This window comes from Bradyrhizobium sp. USDA 3240, from assembly GCF_054063295.1.
Genome location: NZ_JBSSGD010000002.1, coordinates 2,377,601 through 2,401,894, shown reverse-complemented (window position 1 = coordinate 2,401,894; position 24,294 = coordinate 2,377,601). Strand labels below are relative to the sequence as shown.

28 protein-coding genes and 1 tRNA gene are annotated in these 24,294 nt (G+C 64.9%); 13 read left to right on the top strand and 16 right to left on the bottom strand.

Translation table 11 applies throughout. The annotated features are described in order from the left end of the window. Positions 1–35 precede the first annotated feature (35 nt). A complete protein-coding gene (locus ACVIGA_RS12085) occupies positions 36–248 on the top strand; it encodes a hypothetical protein (RefSeq protein WP_456666557.1) in 213 nt (70 codons plus the stop codon). A gap of 9 nt (positions 249–257) precedes the next feature. Here ACVIGA_RS12085 and lspA read toward each other — a convergent pair whose 3' ends face one another. From lspA to ACVIGA_RS12055, 6 genes are all read right to left on the bottom strand, one after another. Further along, complete coding sequence (gene lspA / locus ACVIGA_RS12080) at positions 258–770, bottom strand: signal peptidase II (protein WP_456666556.1); 513 nt, start codon at positions 768–770, stop codon at positions 258–260. Positions 771–913: 143 nt separating this feature from the next. Next, complete coding sequence (locus ACVIGA_RS12075) at positions 914–1,408, bottom strand: DUF6841 family protein (RefSeq protein WP_456666555.1); 495 nt, start codon at positions 1,406–1,408, stop codon at positions 914–916. A gap of 177 nt (positions 1,409–1,585) precedes the next feature. Further along, on the bottom strand, positions 1,586–2,581 hold the full coding sequence (locus ACVIGA_RS12070; RefSeq protein ID WP_456666554.1) for a LysR family transcriptional regulator: 996 nt from the start codon (positions 2,579–2,581) through the stop codon (positions 1,586–1,588). Positions 2,582–2,658: 77 nt separating this feature from the next. Further along, positions 2,659–3,690, bottom strand: coding sequence for a MerR family transcriptional regulator (locus ACVIGA_RS12065; protein WP_456666553.1), 1,032 nt, complete (start codon positions 3,688–3,690; stop codon positions 2,659–2,661). 356 nt (positions 3,691–4,046) lie between these two features. Next, complete coding sequence (locus ACVIGA_RS12060; protein ID WP_456666552.1) at positions 4,047–4,847, bottom strand: DUF2927 domain-containing protein; 801 nt, start codon at positions 4,845–4,847, stop codon at positions 4,047–4,049. A 93-nt stretch (positions 4,848–4,940) separates the two neighbouring features. Then, positions 4,941–5,513, bottom strand: a complete 573-nt coding sequence (locus ACVIGA_RS12055) for a L,D-transpeptidase (RefSeq protein ID WP_374708099.1) — start codon at positions 5,511–5,513, stop codon at positions 4,941–4,943. 320 nt (positions 5,514–5,833) lie between these two features. Between ACVIGA_RS12055 and ACVIGA_RS12050 the strand changes: the two genes are divergently transcribed. Next, positions 5,834–7,378, top strand: coding sequence for an acetolactate synthase large subunit (locus tag ACVIGA_RS12050; protein ID WP_456666551.1), 1,545 nt, complete (start codon positions 5,834–5,836; stop codon positions 7,376–7,378). Between the two features lie 195 nt (positions 7,379–7,573). Then, complete coding sequence (locus ACVIGA_RS12045; protein ID WP_456666550.1) at positions 7,574–8,110, top strand: hypothetical protein; 537 nt, start codon at positions 7,574–7,576, stop codon at positions 8,108–8,110. 360 nt (positions 8,111–8,470) lie between these two features. Here the strand turns inward: ACVIGA_RS12045 and ACVIGA_RS12040 are convergent, their stop codons facing one another. After that, entirely contained in the window at positions 8,471–8,704 is a 234-nt protein-coding gene (locus tag ACVIGA_RS12040) for a hypothetical protein (RefSeq protein WP_456666549.1), read from the bottom strand. A gap of 180 nt (positions 8,705–8,884) precedes the next feature. Here ACVIGA_RS12040 and ACVIGA_RS12035 point away from each other — a divergent pair, with 180 nt between their 5' ends. Continuing rightward, entirely contained in the window at positions 8,885–9,025 is a 141-nt protein-coding gene (locus ACVIGA_RS12035) for a hypothetical protein (protein ID WP_456666548.1), read from the top strand. A 69-nt stretch (positions 9,026–9,094) separates the two neighbouring features. Here ACVIGA_RS12035 and ACVIGA_RS12030 read toward each other — a convergent pair whose 3' ends face one another. Continuing rightward, the gene (locus ACVIGA_RS12030; protein ID WP_223977575.1) at positions 9,095–9,466 is read right to left on the bottom strand and encodes a DUF4118 domain-containing protein; all 372 of its coding nucleotides are present in this window, start codon (positions 9,464–9,466) and stop codon (positions 9,095–9,097) included. A 180-nt stretch (positions 9,467–9,646) separates the two neighbouring features. Between ACVIGA_RS12030 and ACVIGA_RS12025 the strand changes: the two genes are divergently transcribed. Then, entirely contained in the window at positions 9,647–9,946 is a 300-nt protein-coding gene (locus tag ACVIGA_RS12025; protein WP_456666547.1) for a hypothetical protein, read from the top strand. Positions 9,947–10,068: 122 nt separating this feature from the next. Here the strand turns inward: ACVIGA_RS12025 and ACVIGA_RS12020 are convergent. The 3 genes from ACVIGA_RS12020 to ACVIGA_RS12010 form a co-directional block, all read right to left on the bottom strand. Then, positions 10,069–10,143, bottom strand: a tRNA-Val gene (locus ACVIGA_RS12020). A 110-nt stretch (positions 10,144–10,253) separates the two neighbouring features. Then, complete coding sequence (locus tag ACVIGA_RS12015; protein ID WP_456666546.1) at positions 10,254–11,549, bottom strand: hypothetical protein; 1,296 nt, start codon at positions 11,547–11,549, stop codon at positions 10,254–10,256. A gap of 152 nt (positions 11,550–11,701) precedes the next feature. After that, positions 11,702–12,307, bottom strand: a complete 606-nt coding sequence (locus ACVIGA_RS12010; protein ID WP_223977581.1) for a DUF1134 domain-containing protein — start codon at positions 12,305–12,307, stop codon at positions 11,702–11,704. Positions 12,308–12,460: 153 nt separating this feature from the next. Between ACVIGA_RS12010 and ACVIGA_RS12005 the strand changes: the two genes are divergently transcribed. Then, positions 12,461–12,925, top strand: a complete 465-nt coding sequence (locus ACVIGA_RS12005) for a YHS domain-containing (seleno)protein (protein WP_456666545.1) — start codon at positions 12,461–12,463, stop codon at positions 12,923–12,925. On the opposite strand, the gene cysQ is transcribed toward ACVIGA_RS12005, so the two are convergent. Further along, complete coding sequence (gene cysQ, locus ACVIGA_RS12000; RefSeq protein WP_456666544.1) at positions 12,926–13,753, bottom strand: 3'(2'),5'-bisphosphate nucleotidase CysQ; 828 nt, start codon at positions 13,751–13,753, stop codon at positions 12,926–12,928. Positions 13,754–13,993: 240 nt separating this feature from the next. Between cysQ and chpT the strand changes: the two genes are divergently transcribed. The 7 genes from chpT to ACVIGA_RS11965 all read left to right on the top strand — a co-directional run bounded on the left by chpT (position 13,994) and on the right by ACVIGA_RS11965 (position 21,764). Beyond that, complete coding sequence (gene chpT, locus ACVIGA_RS11995) at positions 13,994–14,641, top strand: histidine phosphotransferase ChpT (protein WP_456666543.1); 648 nt, start codon at positions 13,994–13,996, stop codon at positions 14,639–14,641. 202 nt (positions 14,642–14,843) lie between these two features. After that, positions 14,844–17,570 (top strand): hybrid sensor histidine kinase/response regulator, encoded by a 2,727-nt coding sequence (locus tag ACVIGA_RS11990; RefSeq protein ID WP_456666542.1) that lies wholly within the window; start codon positions 14,844–14,846, stop codon positions 17,568–17,570. A gap of 22 nt (positions 17,571–17,592) precedes the next feature. Next, a complete protein-coding gene (locus ACVIGA_RS11985) occupies positions 17,593–18,063 on the top strand; it encodes a chemotaxis protein CheW (protein ID WP_456666541.1) in 471 nt (156 codons plus the stop codon). Between the two features lie 63 nt (positions 18,064–18,126). Next, positions 18,127–18,492 (top strand): response regulator, encoded by a 366-nt coding sequence (locus ACVIGA_RS11980; protein ID WP_018273268.1) that lies wholly within the window; start codon positions 18,127–18,129, stop codon positions 18,490–18,492. A gap of 79 nt (positions 18,493–18,571) precedes the next feature. Further along, on the top strand, positions 18,572–19,741 hold the full coding sequence (locus tag ACVIGA_RS11975; protein ID WP_456666540.1) for a protein-glutamate methylesterase/protein-glutamine glutaminase: 1,170 nt from the start codon (positions 18,572–18,574) through the stop codon (positions 19,739–19,741). Continuing rightward, the gene (locus ACVIGA_RS11970; protein WP_456666539.1) at positions 19,738–20,607 is read left to right on the top strand and encodes a CheR family methyltransferase; all 870 of its coding nucleotides are present in this window, start codon (positions 19,738–19,740) and stop codon (positions 20,605–20,607) included. Before ACVIGA_RS11975 ends, ACVIGA_RS11970 begins: the two co-directional genes overlap by 4 nt. A gap of 224 nt (positions 20,608–20,831) precedes the next feature. Beyond that, the gene (locus ACVIGA_RS11965; protein ID WP_375777642.1) at positions 20,832–21,764 is read left to right on the top strand and encodes an IS110 family RNA-guided transposase; all 933 of its coding nucleotides are present in this window, start codon (positions 20,832–20,834) and stop codon (positions 21,762–21,764) included. Positions 21,765–21,900: 136 nt separating this feature from the next. On the opposite strand, the gene ACVIGA_RS11960 is transcribed toward ACVIGA_RS11965, so the two are convergent. The 4 genes from ACVIGA_RS11960 to ACVIGA_RS11945 all read right to left on the bottom strand — a co-directional run bounded on the left by ACVIGA_RS11960 (position 21,901) and on the right by ACVIGA_RS11945 (position 24,250). Further along, positions 21,901–23,058: a glutathionylspermidine synthase family protein gene (locus tag ACVIGA_RS11960; protein WP_456666538.1), complete on the bottom strand. Its 1,158-nt coding sequence runs from the start codon at positions 23,056–23,058 to the stop codon at positions 21,901–21,903. Positions 23,059–23,100: 42 nt separating this feature from the next. Continuing rightward, entirely contained in the window at positions 23,101–23,310 is a 210-nt protein-coding gene (locus ACVIGA_RS11955; protein WP_223976697.1) for a hypothetical protein, read from the bottom strand. Positions 23,311–23,406: 96 nt separating this feature from the next. Further along, complete coding sequence (locus tag ACVIGA_RS11950) at positions 23,407–23,829, bottom strand: hypothetical protein (RefSeq protein ID WP_456666537.1); 423 nt, start codon at positions 23,827–23,829, stop codon at positions 23,407–23,409. A gap of 16 nt (positions 23,830–23,845) precedes the next feature. Next, positions 23,846–24,250: a DUF350 domain-containing protein gene (locus ACVIGA_RS11945; RefSeq protein WP_024583958.1), complete on the bottom strand. Its 405-nt coding sequence runs from the start codon at positions 24,248–24,250 to the stop codon at positions 23,846–23,848. Positions 24,251–24,294 lie beyond the last annotated feature (44 nt).

The window sequence follows — 24,294 nt, the reverse complement described above, 5'->3', positions numbered from 1 at the left end:
GGACGGCGCGCGCTCGTCGCAAGCGGTGCACGTCCATGATTGAGCATCATCCGATCGCGGCGGAGCACGCGCGCGCCATCTGCGAAGAGATCGGCGAGCGGCTGCGCTACGTGCTGCGCGACGATTACGCCGATTTGCCGCCAAAGCTGCGCCAACTCGTCAACGAGCTTGCTCTGCAGGATTGCGAGGCGCCGTCGCTGGTGCCGGCAATGGCGGAGATGATTCGGCCGCTGGTCGCCGCAGCCTAGGGTTTCAGCCTAGCTGTCGCCGAGGCCTGCTGCCTCTGCCTTGGGCGCTTCCGGCGGCGGCAGCAGCACAGCAAGCAAAATAAGCGCGATTCCCAAATCGATTGAAACGTCGGCGACGTTGAAGATCCAGACAAATCGAAGTTTCGAGGCATCGAACAGATCGACGACGGCACCCAATCGAAGACGGTCGATCGCATTTCCGGCGGCTCCGGCGCCGATCAAGGCGAATCCGAAGGCGTTGATGGTCGACGTCGATCGCCGCAGGATGGATCCGAGCAGGGCCGCCGCTGCGGCAAGGCCGATGGACGCGAGCACCCACCGCGACAACGCACCGTAGTCGGGAACGAGACCGAAAGCGTTGCTGCGATTGAACACGAGGGTGAGATCAACGGGACCGCGCAGCTTGACGGTGGCGCCGGTTTCCAGCGATCGAAGGGCCCAATGCTTGGTCAGCTGATCCAGCGCCAGCATCGCAAGCGCGGCGCAGAACGCGGTGATGCGCGAGCTTCGATATCTTCTCACGAAACCGTCTCTCGCTCCGCTGCCGTCCACGCCGGGCAACAACCCCCAGCGTCACACCATAGTGTGACGGGCCGTAACGGCCAATATCTCCGACCGGTCCTGCTCAAGCCATGTTGCTGACTGTATCCTGCGGGCGATCACAGCTACTCGAGTCGAAAGGCATCTTTCGCGGGATAACCCAAATTCACACCAATCTTCCAGGCGCCATCTATCTTGCTCAACAAATAGGTCCCGCCTGATCTGTTAAGCTCGCTACCGTCCGACTTGTAACGCACGTATGTACCACCTGCGATGGCATGCGTAGGGCCAAGGAGCTTCACTCCGAAATCAATCCACTCCGTCTTTGCATATCCCTGCTTGACCGCCGCTTCGCGATACTTCTTGTACCAATCCATCGCCTCATCCCTCGTCGAAAAGGCGGTGAAGCCCTGCGATCCTGCTATGACGAAGGGAATGCTGATGTCTTGTGCCACTGCAGCCATGTCGCCGCGGCTGTACGTCTCAAAATATTCATGCATCAGCTTGTCGATTGCGTTCCTCTCAGTGGCTGGATCAGTCGACTGAGCTCGCGCAGCAATCGGGATCGATATCAGCAATGCGGCAATCGCGAGTGTGATTTTCTCTACTAACGACGTCATGCCGTAGCCCTTTCCAAGGCGGCCGCGTTGATCAGAGGTACGTGAATAGCACGACTTGCCGGCTCAAAATCCAAGGTTATAAGGCCGACGATGCCTGGATGATTTGTTTCCGGCAATTCTCGACTACCGCTTCTAAGCAAGCTCGAACCGGGGAGCGCGGTTCTTCGAGCGTTCGCGTCACACGTTCTTCGCGACCTTGCGCGTTCGGGTCGCGCCGGCGCCGGCGATCGCCGGCTTGATATTCCACACCGCGCGCACGGCTGCGAAGGCGTGGGCGATCACCGGCTCCTGGCGGCGGGCGGCGAGGCAGGCGAACGAGAGATCGCAGCTGAGCTTCACTTTGTCGGAGACCACGAACTGATGCGGGCGTGCCATCCGCGGCGCCAGCACGCTGTCGCGCGCGAGGGCGAGGCAGAGGCCGGATTCGACGAAGTCGATCATCGCCTCTTCCTGATCGGTGTAGCCGACCCGCTTTGGCAAGGCGCCGAGCGGACGGAAGATGTCGTCGAGCAGCCGGCGGTGGCCGGAATGCGGCGGTGTTGCAAGCCAGGGCAGCTCGGCAAGCTCCGCCCAGTCCTTGCCGATCACCCGGTCCCGCCAGCCGATCGGCGCGATGACGCGGTAGTGGTAGCTGAGCAGCGGCGCCAACTGGTAGCGGCCGTCGGCGATGGTCCGCTCAGTGAAGCTCTGATGGTTGAGCTGCTCCGGCGGCGTGGCGTCGACATAGTAGCCGACGTCGAGCTCGCCGCGGCCGATCTGCGCCAGCACGTCGTCGCTGACGCCATGGCGCAGAAACACTTCGGTGCGCTGCGAGGACATCGCAAGGCTGCGCACGAACGGCCCGAGCCGGGTGAATTCGGGGTCGAGGATGGTGCCGACGCGCAGCGTTCCGCGCTGCGCCTCGTTCAGCGAATCCGCCATCGCCTTGAAGTCGGATGCTGCGGCCACCGCCCGGTGCGCCAGCGGCAGCAGCGCCGCGCCGGCCTCGGTCAGCGTGAAGCCGCTGGGGGTGCGGTTGAACAGCTGCAGTCCGGTGCTTTCCTCCAGCGCCTTCAGTTGCAGGCTGACCGCCGGCTGGGTCAGTTTCAGCATCGCTGCAGCGCGCGATACAGTGCCCTCACGGGCAACCGTGATGAAGCAACGCAAGGCCTGGGTACGGGGAAGCTCGGTCATTGTGTGAGCTTATAGCACACTTTTCCTGCCGTGCATCCGACCTTGTCGCGTGATTATAATACAACCAATGCGAGAAATCAGGATGGCCGCCACGCAACCATGCCTGCGGTGCGCGCGCGCACCTCCGGCGAGGCGAGACAGGTCGCGACCGCTTCATAGCCGGGAGCACCGGGCACGGGCGTGACGCAGATCGGCCGGCTGTGATTGGCGGGGCACAGGATGATCGCTTCATCGTCGCCGACCGCGTCGAGGTCCAGGATCGCGCTGGAGCGTGTCAGGAAGAACAGCGGCCGCGCCTCGGGCCCGCGGCGGCGCAGATGCGCGATCACGGCTTCCTGGCTGGCGGCATCGAGCCCGTGCTCGAGCATGTCGATCACCAGGATCGCGTCGCCGTCGGCCTCGAGCGCGGCGAGCAGGGTGGTCAGCGCGGCCGAGTCCACCGCGCCGTCGGCGAGGAGGCCGGCAAGACTGGCCTCGACCCTCGCCTTGTGCGCCGGGTCGGCAGCGAGCCGCGCGCGAACCGCCGCGCCGCCGTCGGCGGTGCGCTCCAGCCCCATGAAGCTGGCGTCGGGCAGCACTTCGGCGAGCCGCTGCGCGAGGCGCGTCTTGCCGCTGCCGAGCGGGCCGACGATGTAGTTCAGCAGCTTGATGTCGCGCAACTCGAAGCGCTCGCCGCCCCACGGCCACGGCAGATCGAACGCGATGCCGATCGCCGGCCGCGCCCTGACCGCCCCGATGAGATCGCTCGTCTCGGGCACCTTGCCGCTGCCGAGGTCGGCGCGCAGCTGGCGCACCCTGGCGATGCTGTCACCGGATTGGCGAATGCTCGCTTCGAGCGAGGCCTCGTGCGCCGCCAGCACGCGATCGAGGATGACGGCGTCGCCGCTCAGGATTCGCGCCACTTCATTGATGCTGAGGCCGAGCGCGCGGAGCGCGACGATCTCGGCGCCGCGCGCCATCTCGGCCACACCATAGGCACGCCATCCAGCCGGCGTGCGGCCGGGCGCGATCAGGCCGCGCTCCTCGTAAAGGCGCAGCGCTTTCGCCGAAATTCCGAGCTGCCTTGCAGCTTCGGACGGGCTGAGGAAACGGGCAGCAGGAGCATTCATCGAATCACCTCGCATGGTCTGACCGCACCTCTATGGAGGCGGCCGCAGGGGCAAGGTCAAGGGGGAGGGAACCCTGCCGCTGGTGCGTCTCTTACGCGCGCGTTGCGCGAGAATGCGAAGCTGCGTCCTCATCCACAACTGTCATCGCCTGGCTCGACCGGGCGATCCGGTACGCCGCGGCTTCTCGGCTCAAGCACGGCTGTCTCTGGAATACTGGATCACCCGCATGCGCGGGTGATGACACTGAACAAGCTGTTTGACCGGTGGAGTCGAGACCTATCCTCATCGTCGTCCTGGCCTTCGCCAGGACGACAGCGGTGTTCCTGGCGAGCACAATGCACCGATGACAGCCACCCTCACTCCAGATGGTTCACCTTCGCCACCCAAGCGCGGACGTCGGTGAGCACTTCGGGCAGAGCGGCCTTGACCTCCTGCACGTTCATGCCGGGCTTGATGCGGGGGTCGTAGAGCAGGTTGAGCAGGTATTGGTCGTAGACGTCGAAAAAGCCCATCGAGACGCTGTCGTTGAACATGGTCCACGGCACGGTCGCAGTGTCGTTGATCGGGCCGAGCGACTGCAGCAGCTCCTCATAGGCGCAGTCGAGGAAGACGAAATCGCCATTGTCGACGGTCAGGATGACGTCGGAATGCTCGATCTCGTAGTTCTCGTTCTTGCGGAAGCCGGACAGGCATTGCGGGTCGAGCGAGGTGCGGATCTCCTTGGCGCGCTCCTGGCCGTAGAAGGTCGCGATGGTGCGATAGAGCTCACGGTCGCGCACCAGCTTGACCACGACATTGGCCGCGTCGTTGTCCTCGGTCATCGCGATGTCGAGATGCTGTACCTTGGCTCGGATGTCGGCGATGACCTTGGCGAGCTGGACCTTGCGGTCGGCGCGGTTGCCGTCGGCGAACACGCGCACCGGTCTGTCGTATTTGCGGATGCGGTCGACTCGGCCGGCGAGATGATATTCGGCGCCGAACGCGGTTTTCAGAAAGCCCTCGAGGATCTCGGCGTCGGTAAAGACCTTCTTCTCGTTGCGCTGGCGCGAGGTGATGGCCGGAATCTCTGCACCCGTCGCCGGTACGATGGCGTCGGTGAGCGAAGTGGTGAGCGCCGCGGCGAGCAGCAGCAGGATCGGCGAGCAAGGTTGGCGCATTCGAACCACGCTGCCGCAATGCGCCCGGCAGCGCAAGGCAAGATCAGCGATCTTGCCGGGTGGCAGCGCCTGGTTCCGTCGAAATCGACGCGATCAGTTCTTCACCACCACGGTGGCGCCGACCGAGACGCGATCATAGAGGTCCTTGACGTCCTCATTGGTCATGCGGAAGCAGCCCGACGAGACCGCCTGGCCGATCGTCTCGGGCTCGTTCGAGCCGTGGATGCGATACAGCGTCGAGCCGAGATACATCGCGCGCGCGCCGAGCGGGTTCTCGATGCCGCCGGCCATGTGGCGCGGCAGATCGGGGCGGCGACGCAGCATGTCCGACGGCGGCGTCCAGGACGGCCATTCCTTCTTCGCACTGATGCGATGGACACCGCCCCAGCGGAAGCCATCGCGGCCGACGCCGATGCCGTAGCGCAGCGCCTGGCCGTTGGCCAGCACCAGATAAAGCCGGCGCTCGGCGGTGTTCACCACGATGGTACCGGGGGCATAGTTGGTCTCGTAGTTGACGGTGGTGCGCGGGATCGGGCTGGCGCCGCCACCGCCGAAGAAGCTTGGGGCTTCGGACTGGTAGCCCCGGGAGTCGAAGAGCTGGGCCTGGGCCTGGCCGGCACCTGCCAGGATCGTGAGCGCGGCAAACATCAAGGCAATCGGGCGCATCGTCATCGTCCTCGCGAACAATCAAATATGCAGCCAAAAAGGCCACAATCGCCGGCCTTTCGCAAGCGACGAAGCCGTGACTTTATGCACTTTCGAGCAAGACGGTTTAAAAAGGCAACAGACCGGAAGCGATACCTGCATTGTCCCGCCAAACCTTTGACGAAGCGGACGAAGAATGGTTGATCTGGAGCGTTTTCCAGCGAAGTGGAAACCGGTTCGCGTCAAGAAACGCGACCAAACAAGGGATACCAGCATGGTCCGCTTCAATCGGATCATGCTCTGAAGCGACCTCAAGAACATCTCGAAACGGGAGCGTGAGCATGAACGGTGCGGAAAGTCTGGTGCGGACGTTGGTCGCGGGCGGCGTGGACGTCTGCTTTACCAATCCGGGCACCTCGGAGATGCATTTCGTCGCAGCACTGGACAAGGTGCCCGGCATGCGCTGCGTGCTCGGCCTGTTCGAAGGTGTGGTGACCGGTGCGGCCGACGGCTATTTCCGCATGAAGGGAACGCCCGCCTCGACGCTGCTGCATCTCGGGCCCGGCCTTGCCAACGGCCTCGCCAATCTGCACAACGCCAAGAAGGCGCATTCCGGCATCGTCAACATCGTCGGCCAGCACGCCACCTATCACATCGAATACAACGCACCGCTGACATCAGACATCGAAGGTCTGGCACGGCCGATGTCGGCCTGGGTGCGCACCTCGCCGGACGCCAGGTCGGTCGCCCGTGATGGCGCGGCCGCAATCGCCGCCGCCAGCGGCGCACCGCCGCAGGTTGCGACCTTGATCCTGCCTGCCGACACCGCGTGGAATGAGGCCGACGAGGTGGCCCAGGTGCCTGTGGAATCGCAGCGCCGGAACTATTCGCCACAGGCCGTCGAGAGCGCCGCCAAGGTGCTGCGCAGCGGTGAACCGACATTGCTGCTGATGACCGGCAGCGCGGTGACAGAGCCGGGGCTGGCGCTGGCGGCGCAGATCGCCGGCAAGACTGGCTGCAAGGTCATGGGTCAGCTGGCGAGCCCGCGGATGGCGCGCGGACGCGGGCGGTTTTCGATCGAGCGGGTGCCTTACGTGGTCGAGCTGGCGCTCGCGGCGCTGAAGGGCTTTCGGCACATCGTTCTCGTCGAAGCCAACGAACCTGTCGCGTTCTTCGCTTATCCGAACAAGCCGAGCCTGCTGAAGCCGGAGGGATGCGAGGTGCATCGCATGACCTCGAGCGGGGAGAATTCGGTGGCGGCGCTGCAGGCGCTGGCCTCGGCGGTTGGCGCCAAGCCGGCCGATGTGAAGCCGCAGGCTACCGTCGAACTGGTGAAGCCGACGGGTGCCTTGAACCACGCGTCGATCGCCCAGGCGATCGCGGCTGCGGTTCCTGACAATGCCATCCTGGTCGACGAATCCATCACGACCGGGCGCGGTTTCTTTCCGCTGACGGCGAGCGCCGCTCCGCACGACTGGATTCAGAACCTGGGCGGCTCGATCGGCTATTCGACGCCGGTCGCGACCGGCGCCGCGATCGCCTGTCCGGACCGCAAGGTGATCTGCATGGTCGGCGACGGCAGCGCGATGTACACGATCCAGTCGCTGTGGACGCAGGCGCGCGAAGGGCTCAACATCGTCACCATCGTGTTCGCCAATCGCATGTACCAGATCCTGCGCGGCGAGTTCGATGGCGTCGGCGCCGGCGAACCGGGCAAGCGGGCGCAGGACATGCTGAGGATCGACAGCCCGACGCTGGATTTCGTCGCGCTCGGCAAGAGCATGGGCGTGCCGGGCCGGGCGGTGACCACCGCGGACGAGTTCAACAAGGCCTTGGCGGAAGCCATCGCCGAGCCGGGCCCGCGGCTGATCGAAGTGCAGGTGTAGCAGCGCTGTTGCGGGGCCGCGGCGGCGGCCGAGAAGGATCCGGACCGGAACGGCCGCGTTAGCGCAAAGTGCGAAGCGGTTCTCCCTGCGACAAGCGCGATGCGTTTGCGCGGAGATCATGCTCAAACAAAAGAGCCAAAGCGCGATGATGGATCAACCTGACCTCATCGCGCTTTAGTCCAGTCGGAGGCGCCAATGCAGACCGAGCTGAACAAGGTGATCGCCGCGATCGAGGAATTCTACGCGCAGGAGACATTCCTGCTGGAGCGCGATCTCGGCGAGCGAACGCTCACTCACCGGCTGGCGGTCTATGTCGAGCGGCAGTTTCCCGGCTGGCAGATCGACTGCAACTATGATCGGCTCGGCGAGCGCACGCTGCGGCTGCCGCGTGGCTCGGGGAGCTCGACCGATGACCATCTCGGCAAGTCGATCTATCCCGATATCGTCGTGCATCAGCGCGACATCCCGAACAATCTGCTGGCCATTGAGCTGCGCAAGGACAGCAACCACCAGCCGCTCGAGCACGATCAACGCAAGCTGCAGGCGCTGACCGATCCGAATGTGTGGTTTGCCTATGCGATGGGCATTCTGGTGATCGTCGGACAGAACGGCGTGAGCTTTTCCGAAATCTATGCCGGCGGCGCCGTCGACAGCGCCACGTCGCGCTGGTTTGCGGCGCGGATACGCGAGAGCGGGCTCGCAGGCAGGCGCGACGACGGCGCTCAGCATTAGGCCTGTCGATGAATCTTCCAACGCACCGCAGTGATAGCCCGTTTGGATCATGCGTTGCCGCTGCACGCGCGTCACAACAGAAGGTGCGGGAGGTGGAGCAATTTCTGGAGCTGGTGGTCAATTTTCAGAACGATCCAATGGCGGTGCGGATTATCGGCTCTGCGCCTCTTTCGCTCCCTCTCCCGCACTTGAATTCAGTTCTCACGGCCCCAACACTCACTGCCCCAAGCGGCCGGCGCATTTGATCGCGACGCGATGGGCGAGGCGGCATCCGCACCGAGACAGCAACAAAAAGGCCGCCTTCGGGCGGCCTTTTCCGTGATCGCCAGATTCGTGACCGGCCACCGCGATTGTTTCTGTTTATTGCTTGGCCGCGTCGTCGCCGGTCGTGGCGGCGCCAGCCTTGGTGCCCCCCTTGGCGCTCGATTTCTTGGCGGTCTTCGCTTTCTTCTTCGGCGCCATTTTGGTCGTCTCGCCCTTGGTCGCCGTGTCGCCGCTTTGCGCTGCGGGTGCCGGGCTGGCGGCCTTGTCCTGCGCGAGCGCGGTGGACGAGACGAAGGCAAGCGCCGTGGCGGCGAGGATCAGTGTTCGCATCGGATGGTTCTCCCAAGTTGGTTTCCGGCGCCCCTCAACGGGACAGAATGTCGCAGGTTCCGCGGCGGCGATCAGCAGTCCGTGAGCTGTGCGTGAACGGCGCAGTCGCCGCGAAAGGGCCGGAACCGGGAACCGCGAGCCGCGTTATGTCGCTGGGCAGGAGTTCCGAGGAGAGGCGCCATGCGTTGGCGATCAGTGACGGAAACCACCAATACGGTGCTCGACACCGCCCCCGAGGATACGTTCTACACGGTGGGCTGGACCATCAGCGGGCTGGCGACACTGGCCACCGTCGTCGCGGTCTGGATGTTCGGGATCTGAGGGCAAACGATCGGTGCAGGCAACCGGCTTGCCGGCGCTGGCGGGGCGGTCGCGGCCTGCGACGGTCAGCTATTTCCGCAGAATGGCCAGCGCTTCCCGGTAGAGCTGCGAGAAGCCGAGCAGGAGCGCGCTCGACAGCAGGAACGTCGCGATGCTGTCATAGTCGTCGGCCGTCGGCCAGGCGAACTCGAAATAGGGGGGCATGAACACCCACCACACGATCGGTACCGTGATGATGGTGGCGAAGGCGCCGGCAGGCGCGCCGCCCATCAGCCCGGCGATCAGGATCGCCGGCACGAAGGCCGCGAAATAGAACTGCATGCCGAAGCTTGCGAACATCTCCTGCGTCGCGGTGGCGAACACCACGGCCAGCAGGGCGACGACGAATGTCGACAATGACCAAGGCCGCAGCTTCAGAATGTAGTCGTTGCCCTTGCGCATCGAGACGTCCCGGCCTCCGCGAGTTCCGGGAAGGTAGCCGAGGAGGCCTGCAAACAAAACCCCGTACGACTCCGAGGGTCAGCGTTGTGCTCGGCACAGTGAAAAGGAACCGGCCCGGTCAAGCCGCCGCCGCATTGTCGCGCTTATTGCATTGCGGCAGGGCGATGGTGGGACGACACAATGCTGGAATTGCTGATTGTCGTGCTGGTCACCGGGATCGGCTTCGTATCGGGGTACGGCGTGCGCGAGCTGATCTCTCGCCGCAGACGGCGGTCGCCGCTACGCGTGCACGCACCGACGGTCCGGGCCGCGAATGACGACATCTCCGCCCGCGGCTGGTATCGGCCGACCGTCACGCAATCCGCCGATCAAGCCACCCCGCCGCCGGACGAACTCGACGGCGCGGTTCGCGACCTGCTCGGCGAACTCGGCCGGCGCAACACCAATCCATCATCTGCGCCGCAGCGCCGCCGGCAGTGAGCCGGATTGGCCGGGCCGTCAGCTACTTTGCATGGGGTTGTTTTCGACATTTTTGATGAGGCGTCCCCGAAGGGCGCCAGAATGTCGACAATCGTTCGCACCCGGCGCTTCAGAAAGGGGAATGGTGGACGCACAAGGGATCGAACCTTGGACCTCTCCCGTGTGAAGGGAACGCTCTCCCGCTGAGCTATGCGTCCGGGATCTGACGTACCAAGGGCCGTTGCCGGCCGATCGAAAATGGGCGCTTCGTCAGAGCGTGCGATTTACGAAGTGCCGGGTAGGGGTGTCAAGCCAAACCCTGCGGGAATCAGGCACCTTGCTGGCGGGCGCGGGAGGCGTGTGACTGCAGGGCCCGGATGCGCTCGGCGAGCGTGCCGCCGCCTTCCGGCATCCCGCTGCCCGGCGGGACGCCATTTGCGGCACCGTTTGCGGGCTTGGCCGCCGCCTTGGCCGGCACGGTCGGCTCCGCGGCCAGCATCGCCTCGATCGCCGAATTGGGGCCTTCGAGCTGGATCGCGAGCTTGGCCACCTCGGCGGCGATGTCGTTGATGCGCTCGCGCAGCAGCGCGTTCTCCATCCGCTCGGTCGCCCAGGAGCTCTCGGCCTGCTGCTGGATCGCGTTGATGTCGCGCTGCAGCTTGCCGCGATCGTCGCGGGCGATGCGCAGCTGCTCCTCGACGGCAGCCTTCTCCTGGCGCAGCTTCTCGAGCACGGACGATTTGCCGCCGCTGGTCGCGGCGACCTCCTCGCGCAGCTCCTGCAGCGTCCGCTCGGCGGCGGCGTTGGCCTGCTTGAGCTGGCCGTTCTCGAACTCGCGCTCGGCGAGCAGTTTGCCCTGGGTCGCAAGCCGGGTCTCGAGGTCGGTGACGCGGTTGCCGAGCATCTCGGCTTCCTTGACCTGGACGATCAGCTGGCGGTCGAGATCGGTGACCCGCTGGCTCAGATTCTCGACCCGTCCGCGCGCGTCGGTGAGATCGCGCGTTGCGGTCTCCGACTGGTTGCGCTCCTGGGCGAGGCGGGCTTCGGTTGCCGCGAACTCCCTGGCGGCATCGCCGACACGGTTCTTCAACTCCTCGACCTGGGTCCGCACCGCGACCAGTTCGACCTGGCGGCTGTCCGCCGTCATCGCGCGGTCGTTGAGCTCGGCGTTGATCTTGCCAAGCTCGCTTTGCTTGTCGGTCAGCGCCTGCTCGGCGTTGCGCAACAGCTCGGTCTTGGCGGAAAACTCTTCCTCGGTGGCGCGAAGCTGCTCCTTCATCGCCTTCTCGCGCGCTTCCAGCGCGAAGATCGCGGCGTTCTTCTCGCCGAGTTCGATCTTCATGCGGTTGATCGCATCGGTCTTCTTGCCGAGCTCGGCGAGCTGGCTCGTGGTCTTGCTCTTGAGCTGGTCGACGCTCATCTCGAGCCGGCGGGCCGACATCGCGAACTCTGCGCGGAGCTGGTCCTTGTCGGCCTGGATCTCGGCCATCGACAGCGGGGTCGCCGCCTCCATGCGGCGCGTGGTCAGCCGCACCGCCCGGTTATGCACCAGCGGAACGATCATCAGGCCACACAGCATCGAGATCAGGAAACCGATCGCCGCGTACATGATCGGCTCGATCATGAAGGGTCACTCCAAAGAAAGCAGAAGGAAAGAAGGATTTGTTAATCACAATGCCACGGCGGGCCGGCCAAAGGCCAGCCCGTTTGCCGCGTTAACCTGAATCGCTAACCGTCCCGGAGCGCCCGGCGCAATCACCCGATCGGCGCAGCGATCTAGAACGGGTTCCAGGTCGCGCGCGGGGTGAATTTGAGATAACCGACGCTGGCGCCGAGCCGCAAGCCGATGCCCGAGCGAATCGGGACCAGCACGATGTTGTTGGCGGTCAGCGCCGTCATGCCGAAGCCGCCGACGATATAGGCCGAACCGTCGATGCCGACGAAGCGCTGATAGATCGCCTGCGTCGAGGGCAGATTGTAGACCAGCGTCATGGTGCGGGCGCCGTCGCCGCCCCAGTCGAAGCCGACCGAAGGACCCTGCCAATAGACCCGGAGGTCGCCGGCGTTCTTGGTGTAGAGCGTGCCTTCGCCATAGCGCAGCCCGGCCACGAAAGCACCTGAGCCTTCCTCGCCGAGCACATAGCCGTTGGGCAGGCCCCATTGGCTGACCGCGCGCTCGATCACCGAGGCGAGCCCGCGCGAGACGTTGCCGAAGAACTTGTGTCCGGCGCCGACCAGTTCGTCGGGCCCGTAAGTATACGGTGTCGGCTCACGCTGCGGCGGCGGATATTGCGGTGGTGGGCCCTGCTGCGCGGACGCCCCTGCGCTCCAGCACATCAGCGCGGCGAACGCGACCGCGGCAAGGCGTGATGCGAAAGTCATAAAGAACCCCTGCTATCGAAATCCGGGCGCTGCCCTTTAACCTGATGCCAACAGGCACGGCTCTAGGTTGCGCCCGGTGTCCCCTCGACTCGGATGTTATCGGTATCAACTATGACGGCACAACGGCAGGAAAGATATGGATCGTGCCGGGGCATGGCCTTTTTCGGCCTGTTGGCGGGCATTTTGACGGCCATCGGGCCCTCTTTGCCTGTTCAGGCCACGACGACCGAGCGCGTGGTGACGAACCGCTACTCTGGTCTTGCGATCGAGGGATTCGATCCCGTTGCCTATTTCACCGATGCTGCCGCCACCCAGGGGCGGCAGGAATACGAGGCCGCCGTCAGCGGCGCGGTCTGGCGCTTCCGCAACGAAGGCAACCGCGCTTCGTTCGTCGCGCATCCTGAAGTCTACGGCCCGCAGTTCGGCGGCTACGATCCGACCGATCTGGTGCGGGGCGTGACCTGCGCCGGCAATCCGCGATTCTGGGCCGTCGTCGGCAACAGGCTTTATCTGTTCAACCGGGAACATAGCCGCGATGCCTTCGCCGCCGATCCCGCGCGCTTCCTGAAGGAAGCTGCGGCGCGCTGGCCCCAGCTGGAAGAAAGTCTCGCGCAATAATCACGCCGCCGCGGACGGGTCGCCCCACGCAATGAATTCGGGCACCAGAAAGTCTTCGCGACCTAACCCAAAATGCAATGGGCGCCCGTTCGAATCGGTCACCTTGCCGCCGGCGGCAACGACGACCGCGTGACCGGCCGCCACATCCCATTCTGATGTCGGCGAGAGGCGGGGATAGATATCGACCTCGCCCTCTGCGACACGGCCGAACTTGACGGCCGAGCCCAGCACGGCGCGCACCGCGCCGCTGCGTTCGTCGATGAAGGCTTCGGTGCGCGCATCGCCATGTGAGCGGCTGACCGCAACGGTCCAGGGCGCGCCGCGTGGCGGGCACGGACGGCTATTGATCGGCATCGCCTGCGAAACCGCGCCATTCTGCAGCGTCAACCGCTCCGCACCCTTGCCGACGATGCCGCGCCAGATCAAGCCGAGCGCGGGCGCGCCGACGATGCCGAGCAGCGGCACGCCCTGCGTGACCAGCGCCACATTGACGGTGAATTCGTTGCGGCCGGCGACGAACTCCTTGGTGCCGTCGAGCGGATCGATCAGGAAGAAACTGTCCTTGTAGGGCGGCGTCGCCAGATGAACGCGCTCCTCCGACAGCAGCGACACATGCGGCGTCAGCCGCGTCAGCCCTTCGACGATGATGTGGTCGGCGGCGAGATCGGCCTCGGTGACCGGCGATCCGTCACTCTTGCCGGTGACATTCATCGCGGATCGGTTGACCGCAAGGATAGCCTCGCCGGCCTGGATCACCAGTTCGGTCAGCGATTCGAGCAGCGTGGCGGCAGCTTCGCAGCCGATCAGGGACGGCTGTGCCTTATTCATGGGCGGGTCTCATATCCTGTTTGTATTCCCTGAGATCACGATGCGATGCAAGGCATCGCATCGCGATCTCATCCCCTTGTTTGAGCATGATCTTTTCGGAAAACCGGTTTCCGCTGTTCCGGATCATGCTTTATCAGTCCCGCCGCAAGCTGGCAGCATCCGTCTGAGCGGTGTATCAAGCCCACAGGCATGCGTGATTCGCACTCCTCCCGCGGCGTGCGGCTTTCCAGGAAACAATTGATGTCTGGCACTTCGTCTCCCGCTCCCGCTCCCGATGCACTCGAACTCGCAGCGTTGCTGTGCTCGCGGGTCTGTCACGATCTCATCAGCCCGGTCGGCGCGATCGTCAATGGGCTTGAGGTCCTTGACGACAATCCCAAGCCCGAAGACCGCGAGTTCGCGCTCGATCTGATCCGCAAGAGCGCCAAGACCGCTTCGGCGCGGCTGCAGTTCTGCCGGCTGGCGTTCGGTGCGGCCGGTTCCTCCGGCGCGCAGATCGACCTCGGCGATGCCCAGAACATGGCGAAGGGGCATATCGAGGACGGCAAGGTGACGCTGACCTGGAATTTGCCGCGGCTGCTGCTGCCCAAGAACCGGGTCAAGCTGCTGTTGAACATGCTGGTCATCGCGCAGCAGACGATTCCGCGTAGCGGCACGCTAACCATCGATCCGGTCGGCGAGGGCGAGACGATGAGCTTCCGCATCCTGGCCGCGGGCCTCCATGCGCGGGTGCCGCAGAACATCGTCGACCTGCTCAATGCAAGCTCGTCGAACACGGTCGATGCACATGCCGTGCAGCCGCATTACACGCGGCTCTTGGCTGATGCCTGCGGGTTGAAAGTGACGCTCGCGCTCGACGGCGACAAGGTCATTATCCTGGCGTCCTGAACGCGGCTGCGGGAACATCATTAAGCAAAGGTTACGACCGGCCGCACGATTCGATCGTGCGGTCTTATCTCTTTGTTGATCCCGTTCTTTTCCAATTACTCAACCAAACTTAAACGCTTTGCGGAGAAGCTGACCTAAGTTCCGGCCGGCGCGTCGATGTCGCGCGCCGCAGTGTTTTCGGCGTTTTTCGAAGGTTGGTTTCATGGACGATCTGTTGCGCGAGTTCCTGACGGAGAGCAGCGAGAGCCTGGATACGGTCGACAACCAGCTGGTGCAGTTCGAGCAGGATCCGAACAACGCGAAGATCCTGGACAACATTTTCCGCCTTGTGCACACCATCAAGGGGACCTGCGGCTTCCTCGGGCTGCCGCGGCTGGAAGCGCTGGCGCATGCCGGCGAGACCCTGATGGGCAAATTCCGCGACGGCATGCCGGTGAAAGCGGAAGCCGTGACGCTGATCCTGTCCTCGATCGACCGCATCAAGGAGATCCTCGGCGGGCTCGAGGCGACCGAGGCCGAGCCCGAGGGTAACGACCGCGATCTGATCGATCAGCTCGAGGCGATGGTCGAGCGCGGCATGGCCGCGATGGCTGCCGGCGAGACTGCTGCTGAAGATATGCCAGTCGTTGAATCTCCATCCGTGCAGGCGGCAATGACCGAAGGCACGCTGGTGGTGCAGACGCTGGAGCGTCCGCTGCGTCCGGGCGAGGTCTCGCTCGACGAGCTCGAGCGCGCCTTCCGCGAGACCGAGACCGAACTGGCTGCACCGGCACCTGCGCCGGTCGCGAAGCCCGTCGCCGCTGCCCCCGCAGCCGAGCCGGCCGAGGCCGCGAAGAAGCCGGCCCGCAAGGCCGCCGCCGAGGATGTTGTCCAGGAAGGCGACAAGATCGCCAACCAGTCGATCCGGGTCAATGTCGATACCCTCGAACACCTCATGACCATGGTCTCCGAGCTGGTGCTGACCCGCAACCAGCTGCTCGAGATCTCCCGGCGCAACGAGGATACCGAGTTCAAGGTGCCGCTGCAGCGGCTCTCCAACGTCACCGCCGAGCTGCAGGAAGGCGTCATGAAGACGCGCATGCAGCCGATCGGCAATGCCTGGCAGAAGCTGCCGCGCATCGTCCGCGATCTCTCCGGCGAACTCGGCAAGCAGATCGAGCTGGAGATGCACGGCGCCGACACCGAGCTCGACCGCCAGGTGCTCGACCTGATCAAGGATCCGTTGACGCACATGGTGCGCAACTCCGCCGATCATGGCCTGGAGACCACCGCCGAGCGGGTCGCCAGCGGCAAGCCCGAGCAGGGCACCATTCGCCTGTCCGCCTATCACGAAGGCGGCCACATCATCATTTGCATCGCCGACAATGGCCGCGGGCTCAACACCGAGCGGATCAAGGCCAAGGCGCTCCAGAACGGTCTCGTCACCGAGGCCGAGCTGGAGAAGATGACAGAAGCCCAGATCCACAAGTTCATCTTCGCGCCGGGCTTCTCGACCGCAGCGCAAGTGACCTCGGTGTCCGGCCGCGGCGTCGGCATGGACGTGGTGCGCACCAATATCGACCAGATCGGCGGCACCATCGACATCAAGAGCGTGGCCGGCGAGGGCGCCTCGGTCACCATCAAGATCCCGCTGACCCTGGCGATCGTCTCCGCCTTGATCGTGGAAGCCGGCGGCGACCGCTTTGCGATTCCCCAATTGTCCGTGGTCGAGCTGGTGCGGGCCCGCGCCAACTCCGAGCACCGCATCGAGCGGATCAAGGACACCGCGGTGCTGCGGCTGCGCAACAAGCTGCTGCCGCTGATCCATCTCAAGAAGCTGCTCAAGATCGACGACGGCGCGACCTCCGATGCCGAGAACAGCTTCATCGTGGTCACGCAAGTCGGCAGCCAGACTTTTGGCATCGTGGTCGACGGCGTGTTCCACACCGAGGAGATCGTGGTCAAGCCGATGTCGACCAAGCTGCGCCACATCGACATGTTCTCCGGCAACACCATCCTGGGCGATGGTGCCGTCATCATGATCATCGACCCCAACGGCATTGCAAAAGCGCTCGGCGCCTCCGGCTCCTCGGCCCATGACATGGCCGACGACAATGCCGCGGCGCATGCCTCAAGCGGCGAGCAGCTGACCTCGCTGCTGGTGTTCCGCGCCGGTTCCAGCCAGCCCAAGGCGGTGCCGCTCGGCCTCGTCACGCGGCTCGAGGAGATCGCAACCGACAAGATCGAGCTCTCCAACGGCCGCTACATGGTGCAGTACCGCGAGCAGCTGATGCCGCTGGTGCAGATGATAGGCGTCGAGGTGCAGACCCAAGGCGCGCAGCCGATCCTGGTGTTCGCCGACGACGGCCGTTCGATGGGGCTCGTGGTCGACGAGATCATCGACATCGTCGAGGAGCGGCTCAACATCGAGGTCGCGGGCTCCCAGGACGGCATCCTCGGCTCGGCCGTGATCAAGGGCCAGGCCACCGAGGTGATCGACGTCGGCCACTTCCTGCCGATGGCGTTTGCCGACTGGTTCTCGCGCAAGGAGATGCGCCCGTCGGCGTCGGCGCAGTCGGTGCTGCTGGTCGACGATAGTGCGTTCTTCCGCAACATGCTGGCGCCGGTGCTCAAGGCCGCCGGCTACAAGGTGCGGACCGCGCCGAATGCGCAGGAAGGGCTCGCCGCACTGCGCTCGGGGCAGGCCTTCGACGTCGTGCTGACCGACATCGAGATGCCCGAGATGAACGGCTTTGAGTTCGCCGAGAACATCCGCTCTGACCACAACCTCGTCGGGCTGCCGATCATCGCGCTGTCGGCGATGGTGTCGCCGGCGGCGATCGAGCGCGGCCGGCAGGCCGGCTTCCACGACTATGTCGCCAAGTTCGACCGTCCCGGGCTGATCGCGGCGCTGAAAGAGCAGACCGCCGAACTGCGCCGCGCCGCGTGACCGGATGCAAGGAAACGAATTGATGACCAGCAAGACCGAGACCAGTGAAGGCGCGATGGCCGAATACGTCACCGCGGTGATCGGCGGACAGCTGTTCGGCCTGCCGATCTCGCGGGTGCAGGACGTGTTCATGCCGGAGCGGCTGACGCGGGTGCCGCTGGCCTCCAGCGAGATCGCCGGCGTGCTCAATCTGCGCGGCCGCATCGTCACCGTGGTCGACATGCGCGCCCGGCTCGGCCTGCCGAAGGCCGACGACGGCAAGCCGCCGATGGCGGTCGGCGTCGACCAGCGCGGTGAATCCTATGGCCTGCTGATCGACCAGATCGGCGAGGTCTTGAGGCTGTCCGACGACAGCCGCCAGGACAACCCGGTCAACCTCGATCCCCGCATGGCCAGGCTCGCCGGCGGCGTTCACCGCCTCGACGGACAGCTCATGGTCGTCCTCGATGTCGATCGCGTGCTCGAACTGGTGCCTGATGCCAAAGCGGCCTGAGACGGGCCGACAGAATCGAAGAACTGAAACATCCCACCGGGGATGAGGAAGTAGAGGTCGCAAATGAGAACGTGTCTTGTTGTCGATGACTCAAGCGTCATTCGCAAAGTCGCCCGCCGTATCCTGGAAGGGCTCGATTTCCAGATCGTCGAGGCCGAGGACGGCGCCAAGGCGCTCGAGGCCTGCAAGCGCGCGATGCCCGAGGCCGTGCTGCTCGACTGGAACATGCCTGTCATGGACGGCTACGAGTTCCTCGGCAATCTCCGCCGCATGCCCGGCGGCGATCAGCCCAAGGTCGTGTTCTGCACCACCGAGAATGACGTCGCGCATATCGCACGCGCGCTGCATGCCGGTGCCAACGAATACATCATGAAGCCGTTCGACCGGGACATCGTCACCGCGAAGTTCCAGGAAGTCGGGCTCATTTAAGGTCTACCTTCGATCCGGCGGCAGAAGCCTTCGGCTCAACGGTTGTTGTTGTGCGTCGTGTTGCGTTGCTGGTGAAGTCATGAGTGTTGCGTTGACAAGTGCTGCGGTCCCGACATCGACCCGTTCCGACAAGGTGCGGGTGATGGTCGTCGACGATTCCGTGGTCATCCGAGGGATGATCTCGCGCTGGATCGGCGCCGAGCCCGACATGGAGGTTGTGGCCTCGCTGCGCACCGGCCTCGACGCCGTCAACCAGCTCGAGCGCTTCAACCCCGACGTCGCGGTGCTCGATATCGAGATGCCCGACCTCGACGGCATCTCGGCGCTGCCGCAGCTCTTGGCGAAGAAACGCGACCTCGTCATCATCATGGCCTCGACGTTGACCCGCCGCAATGCGGAGATCAGCCTGAAGGCGTTGTCGCTTGGCGCGTCCGACTACATTCCGAAGCCGGAGAGCACGCGCGAGGCGACCGCCGCGGAAACCTTCCGCCACGACCTGATCCAGAAGATCCGTCATCTCGGCGCCAAGGCGCGGCGCAGCCCGGTGCATACGACGGCGAGCCCGCCGCTCGCGCCCGGGCACGACAAGCCGCGCACGGGGCTGGCCCCCGTCGCAGCGCCCGCGGCGCCCGCTCAGATCACGCGCCGTTCGTTCGGCCTGCTCCAGCCGAAGGTGCTGCTGATCGGCTCCTCCACCGGCGGCCCGCAGGCGCTGATGTCGCTGGTCGCAGAGATCGGCCCGGTGATCGACCGCGTCCCGGTGCTGATCGCCCAGCACATGCCGCCGACCTTCACCACCATTCTCGCCGAGCATCTGGCGCGCACCAGCAAGCGGCCGGCGCATGAGGGGATCGACGGCGAGAGCATCAGGCCGGGTCAGATCTATCTGGCGCCGGGCGGACGCCATATGCGGATCGCCCGCCACGGCATCGATGCCACGATCGCGCTCGACGACGGGCCGCCGGTCAATTTCTGCAAGCCTGCGGTGGATCCGATGTTCACCTCCGCGATCGACGTCTGGCAGGGCAGCATCATGTCGGTGATCCTGACCGGCATGGGCTCCGACGGCATGCGCGGCGGCAAGGACATCGTCGCCGCCGGCGGCAGCGTGATCGCCCAGGACGAAGCGAGCAGCGTGGTGTGGGGCATGCCCGGTGCGGCCGTCAATGCCGGCATCTGCGCCGCCGTATTGCCGCTCAACCAGATCGCATCGAAGCTTGTTCGCGTGTTTGCGGGAGACCGTTCGTGACGCCGCTGGACTACGAGTATCTGCGTAAGCTGCTGAAGGAACGTTCCGGCCTCGATCTGTCGGCCGACAAGCAATATCTGGTCGAGAGCCGCCTGCTGCCCTTGGCGCGCCGGTCGAACCTCGCCGGCATTCCCGAGCTCGTCCAGAAGATGAAGGGCGGCGCCGAGATGCTGACGTCGGAGGTGGTCGAGGCGATGACCACCAACGAGACTTTCTTCTTTCGCGACAAGATCCCGTTCGATCATCTGAAGGAAGCGGTGCTGCCGGCGCTGGCGCAGGCGCGCGCCGCGCGCCGCAGCTTGCGCGTCTGGTGCGCGGCCTCGTCGACCGGGCAGGAGCCCTATTCGATCGCGATGCTGCTGAAGGAAATGACCGCGCTGTTCACCGGCTGGCGCATCGAGATCATCGCCACCGACCTGTCGCAGGCGGTGCTGGAAAAGTCCAAGGCCGGTCTGTTCAGCCAGTTCGAGGTGCAGCGCGGCCTGCCGATCCAGCTGCTGGTCAAGCACTTTGTGCAGAAGAGCGAGCTCTGGCAGCTCAACGCCGATATCCGCGGCATGGTGCAGCACCGCCAGCTCAATCTGCTGCAGGACATTTCGCATCTCGGCACCTTCGACGTGATCTTCTGCCGCAACGTGCTGATCTATTTCGATCAGCAGACCAAGGCAGGCATCTTCGGCAAGATCTCCCGGATGCTCGAGCCCGACGGCGTGCTGGCGCTTGGTGCGGCGGAATCCGTGGTCGGCATCACCAATCTGTTCAGGCCCTATCCCGACCGCCGCGGGCTCTATCAGCCCAGCACCGCACCAGTCGCGCGCGCCGGCGCCGCGCATGTGCTGAAGGCGGTCGCGTCCGCTGCGCGCTAGCTGAAGTTCTCCGATTAGCAGCGCGATACTGCTTGGTCCGTCATCCTTGTAAGTCTCGAATCGCCGGATCGGATAGAGTGTCCGGTGCGGTAGCGGACGGGAGACCGCTTCATCCCAGGGCTTTGAAGCCCGATCCTCAGCGCGGCGCCCCGTCCGTTGTTCCATTGAACCCGAACAGTCGCGAGGGCCGCCTGGCGAGCCCGGTTGCGCAAGGAGGGGTGCAGATGGACGCGATCTACGTTGGCATTGATGTGTCGAAGGACCGGCTGGACGTGCATGTGCGTCCGAGCGGGGAAGCCTTTGCCGTGGCGCGTGACGGCAAAGGCTTGGAAGAGCTCGTTGCGCGCTTGCAGGTGATCTCGCCAGCGCTGATTGCGGTGGAGGCAACCGGCGGCTTCGAGACCATCGTCGCTGCTGCGCTGGCGGGCGCTCAGCTGCCGCTGGTGGTGGTCAATCCGGCCCAGATCCGGCACTTCGCGCAGGCGGTTGGTCAGCGTGCCAAGACGGACCCGATCGATGCGGCAGTCATCGCGCGGTTTGTCGAGGCCGTAAAGCCGGAGCCACGTGCCATGCCGGATCAGGAAGCCCGGCTGCTGGCTGAACTGGTCAGTCGCCGACGGCAGATCATCGAGATGATCGTTGCCGAGCGTCAGCGCGAGAAGCGGGCCGAGAATGTCCGCGTCCGCAAGAGCCTTGCCCGCCATATCAAGGTCCTCGAGAAGGAGCTGCCGGAGATCGACAACGACATCGACACGCTGGTGCGCGGCTCGCCAGTCTGGCGCGCTAAGGAGGAACTGCTGGTCAGCTTTCCTGGCGTGAGCAACACCCTCGCGCGGACCTTCCTTGCCGAGGTGCCGGAGCTCGGCGCACTCAATCGGCGCCAGATCGCGAGCCTCGCCGGTCTTGCCCCGTTCACCCGCCAGTCGGGCCGCTGGAAGGGCAAGAGCATGATCGGCGGCGGAAGAGCCAAGCTGCGCGCCGGGCTCTACATGGCCGCTCTGTCGGCCAGCCGATACCATCCGCAGCTCAAGGTCTTCTATCGGCGCCTGGTGACCGCTGGAAAGCCCAAGATGGTCGCCCTCATCGCCGTCGCGCGCAAAGTTCTCACCACCCTCAACGCCATGCTCAGGGACCAAAAACCATGGCAACCCGCTTGACGAAGAACACAGTCGCTGAGGAGGCTGCAACGCGGCCGTCTCGAAGGATCGACGGCCACCAGCCGGGCCGTTCATCCTTCGAGACGCGCTACGCGCTCCTCAGGATGACGGATGAAACCGCAACCGCGTCGACGCGCTACAAAATCGCGTGCGGCAGGAAGCGCGATGTGTTGCCGGTGATCGGGTTCTCGTCCTCGCGGATCGAGAGCCCACAGGGCGTGCCGTCGACCAGCCAGCTGCCGAGCACGGGGTACTGGCCGGAGAAATTCGGCAGCGGTGCGAGGGCCTGCCGGATGAAGCCCTCGGCTCCGTAGGGGCCTTCTTCCGCGACCAGCGTGATGCCGGCGCTGACCAGTTCGACATTGGCGCCCTCGCGCGAATAGATCGGCTTGCGCACGAACGAGGTGCCGAGCTGCGCGGCCTGCGGGTCGTCCTCGAAATAGGCCGGCAGCAAATTGGGGTGGTTCGGGAACAGCTCCCACAACAGCGGCAGGATGCCCTTGTTGGACAGGATCGCCTTCCACGGCGGCTCGATCCATTGCGTCGGCGCCGTCGCGAGGTTCTTGCCGAACGCGTCGTGGAACATCCACTCCCATGGATAGAGCTTGAACGCGAGCGCGATCGGGCTTTCGTCGAGGTCGACGAACTGGCCGTCATTGCGCAGTCCGATCTGTTCGATGTCGAGCAGCGTGGTCTTCAGCCCGGCCTGCGCCGCGGTGTCCTCGAGATAGGCGAGCGTGCCGGCATCCTCGGCATTGCCGGTCAGTCCGGTGAGATGCAGCGGCTGGGTCGCGCCGATCGTCTTCCAGGCCTCGATCAGCGCCTCATGGATCGAGTTGAACTGGTCGGCGCGTTTCGGGATGATGTTGCGTTCGATCGCCTGTTCGAGCCAGGTCCATTGAAACACCGCCGCCTCGAAGATCGAGGTCGGCGTGTCGGCATTGTATTCGAGCAGCTTGGCCGGGCCGCTGCCGCTGAATTTGAGGTCGAGCCGGCCGTAGAGGCTCGGCTCGTTGCGGCGCCAGCTTGCTGCGATCAGGTCCCAGAACGCTTCCGGTATCTTCAGCCGGCGCAGATATTGTTCGTCCTTGAGCGCGCGTCCGGCGAGCTCGAGGCACATCGCGTCGATCTCGCCGCTCGGCGCCTCGATATCGCGTTCGATCTCGTCGAGCGTGAAGGCGTAATAGGCGCGCTCGTCCCAGTAGCGTTCGCCGTCGATGGTGTGGAAGGTGAAGCCGGCGCTTTCGGCGGTTGCCTGCCAATCGTCGCGCTCGGAACATGCGATGCGTTGCATGAAGGGGTCCGTGATCTTCAGACGATGCGTGTCAGCTCGGTGTCAGCCGCCGCTATGTGCGTTGTCGTAGCGGGCAATGGTGCGTGGCGTGCCGCCGAAGCCACCGGAGGGTGATAACTGCTCGGGCTTCCGCTTGGCTTTGTGCCCGGCATGGTGATGACTGCGGGCCTGGCTTGGCGACAGGCCCATCGAGGCTGCGCCGATCGCGACGCTTCCCATCATTTTCAGCCAGACCCGTCGCGAGCGTTTCATGGACGCGATCCTTGCCTTCTGCGGAGCCGCGCCGAGTGTCCATCAGCGCCGATCGCCGGGCAAGCGAAAGCGCATGACGACACGGCAAAGTGCGTGTCAGCCACCGCCGAAGCCGAACGCATGCGCGAACGAGCCGAAGCCGCCGCGGCTGACCGACGAGCTTGACGATGAACTCGACGAGGATGAAGAGCCGCCGGACGAGGAGCTGCTGCTGTAGAAGCTGCTGCGCGACGAGCCGCCGCCACCACCGCCGCTGCCCGACCCCGACGACGAACTGCGCGGCGCGCAATCGGCGCCGGGTTGCAGGGGGGCCGGCGCGGTCACGCCCGGAGGCGGTGGCGGGACGGGCTGGCAATTCTGCCGCGGCATCACCGCGTAGGCGCCGCCGCCGACCGCGAGCGTGCCCATCATCAGCAGCGCGACATGATTGGAGCGCTTGGAAGGCGGCTCCGGCCGCGTCGCCACCGCTGGCACGCTTGGTCGCCGCTTGCCGAATTCCGGGTTTGGTTTGCGCGCCATGGTTCGGCTCAATGGCTCAGTAGATCATGCAGGCGGCGTTCAGCGCGCCTGCGGCCAGCGAGGACAGCCCGAGCCAGATCGCCGCCGCCATCTCGCCGGAGGCGATCCGCGCCGACAGGTTCGGCACCGGGATCTTCACGATGTAATAGACGATGATCTGCACGATCAGCGCGATGATGCTCCAGATCAGGCAGTCCACCACATTGGCGGAATGGGCGATGGCGCTGACCACCGGCAGCACGAAGCCGAGCAGGCTCAAGCCGAGCGCGATTGCCGCCGCCGGATCGTTGTCGCGGATCAGCTGGAATTCGTCGTGCGGGGTGACGCGGGTGTAGACGAAGAGGTAGGCGACCACGGCGATCAGCGCCGTGCAGAAATAGACCAGGAACGCCGGCAGGCCGGCGAGGGATTGCAGGATCATGTGATGCGCCCGAACAGCCCTAGATCGTCATCCTATAGCTGATT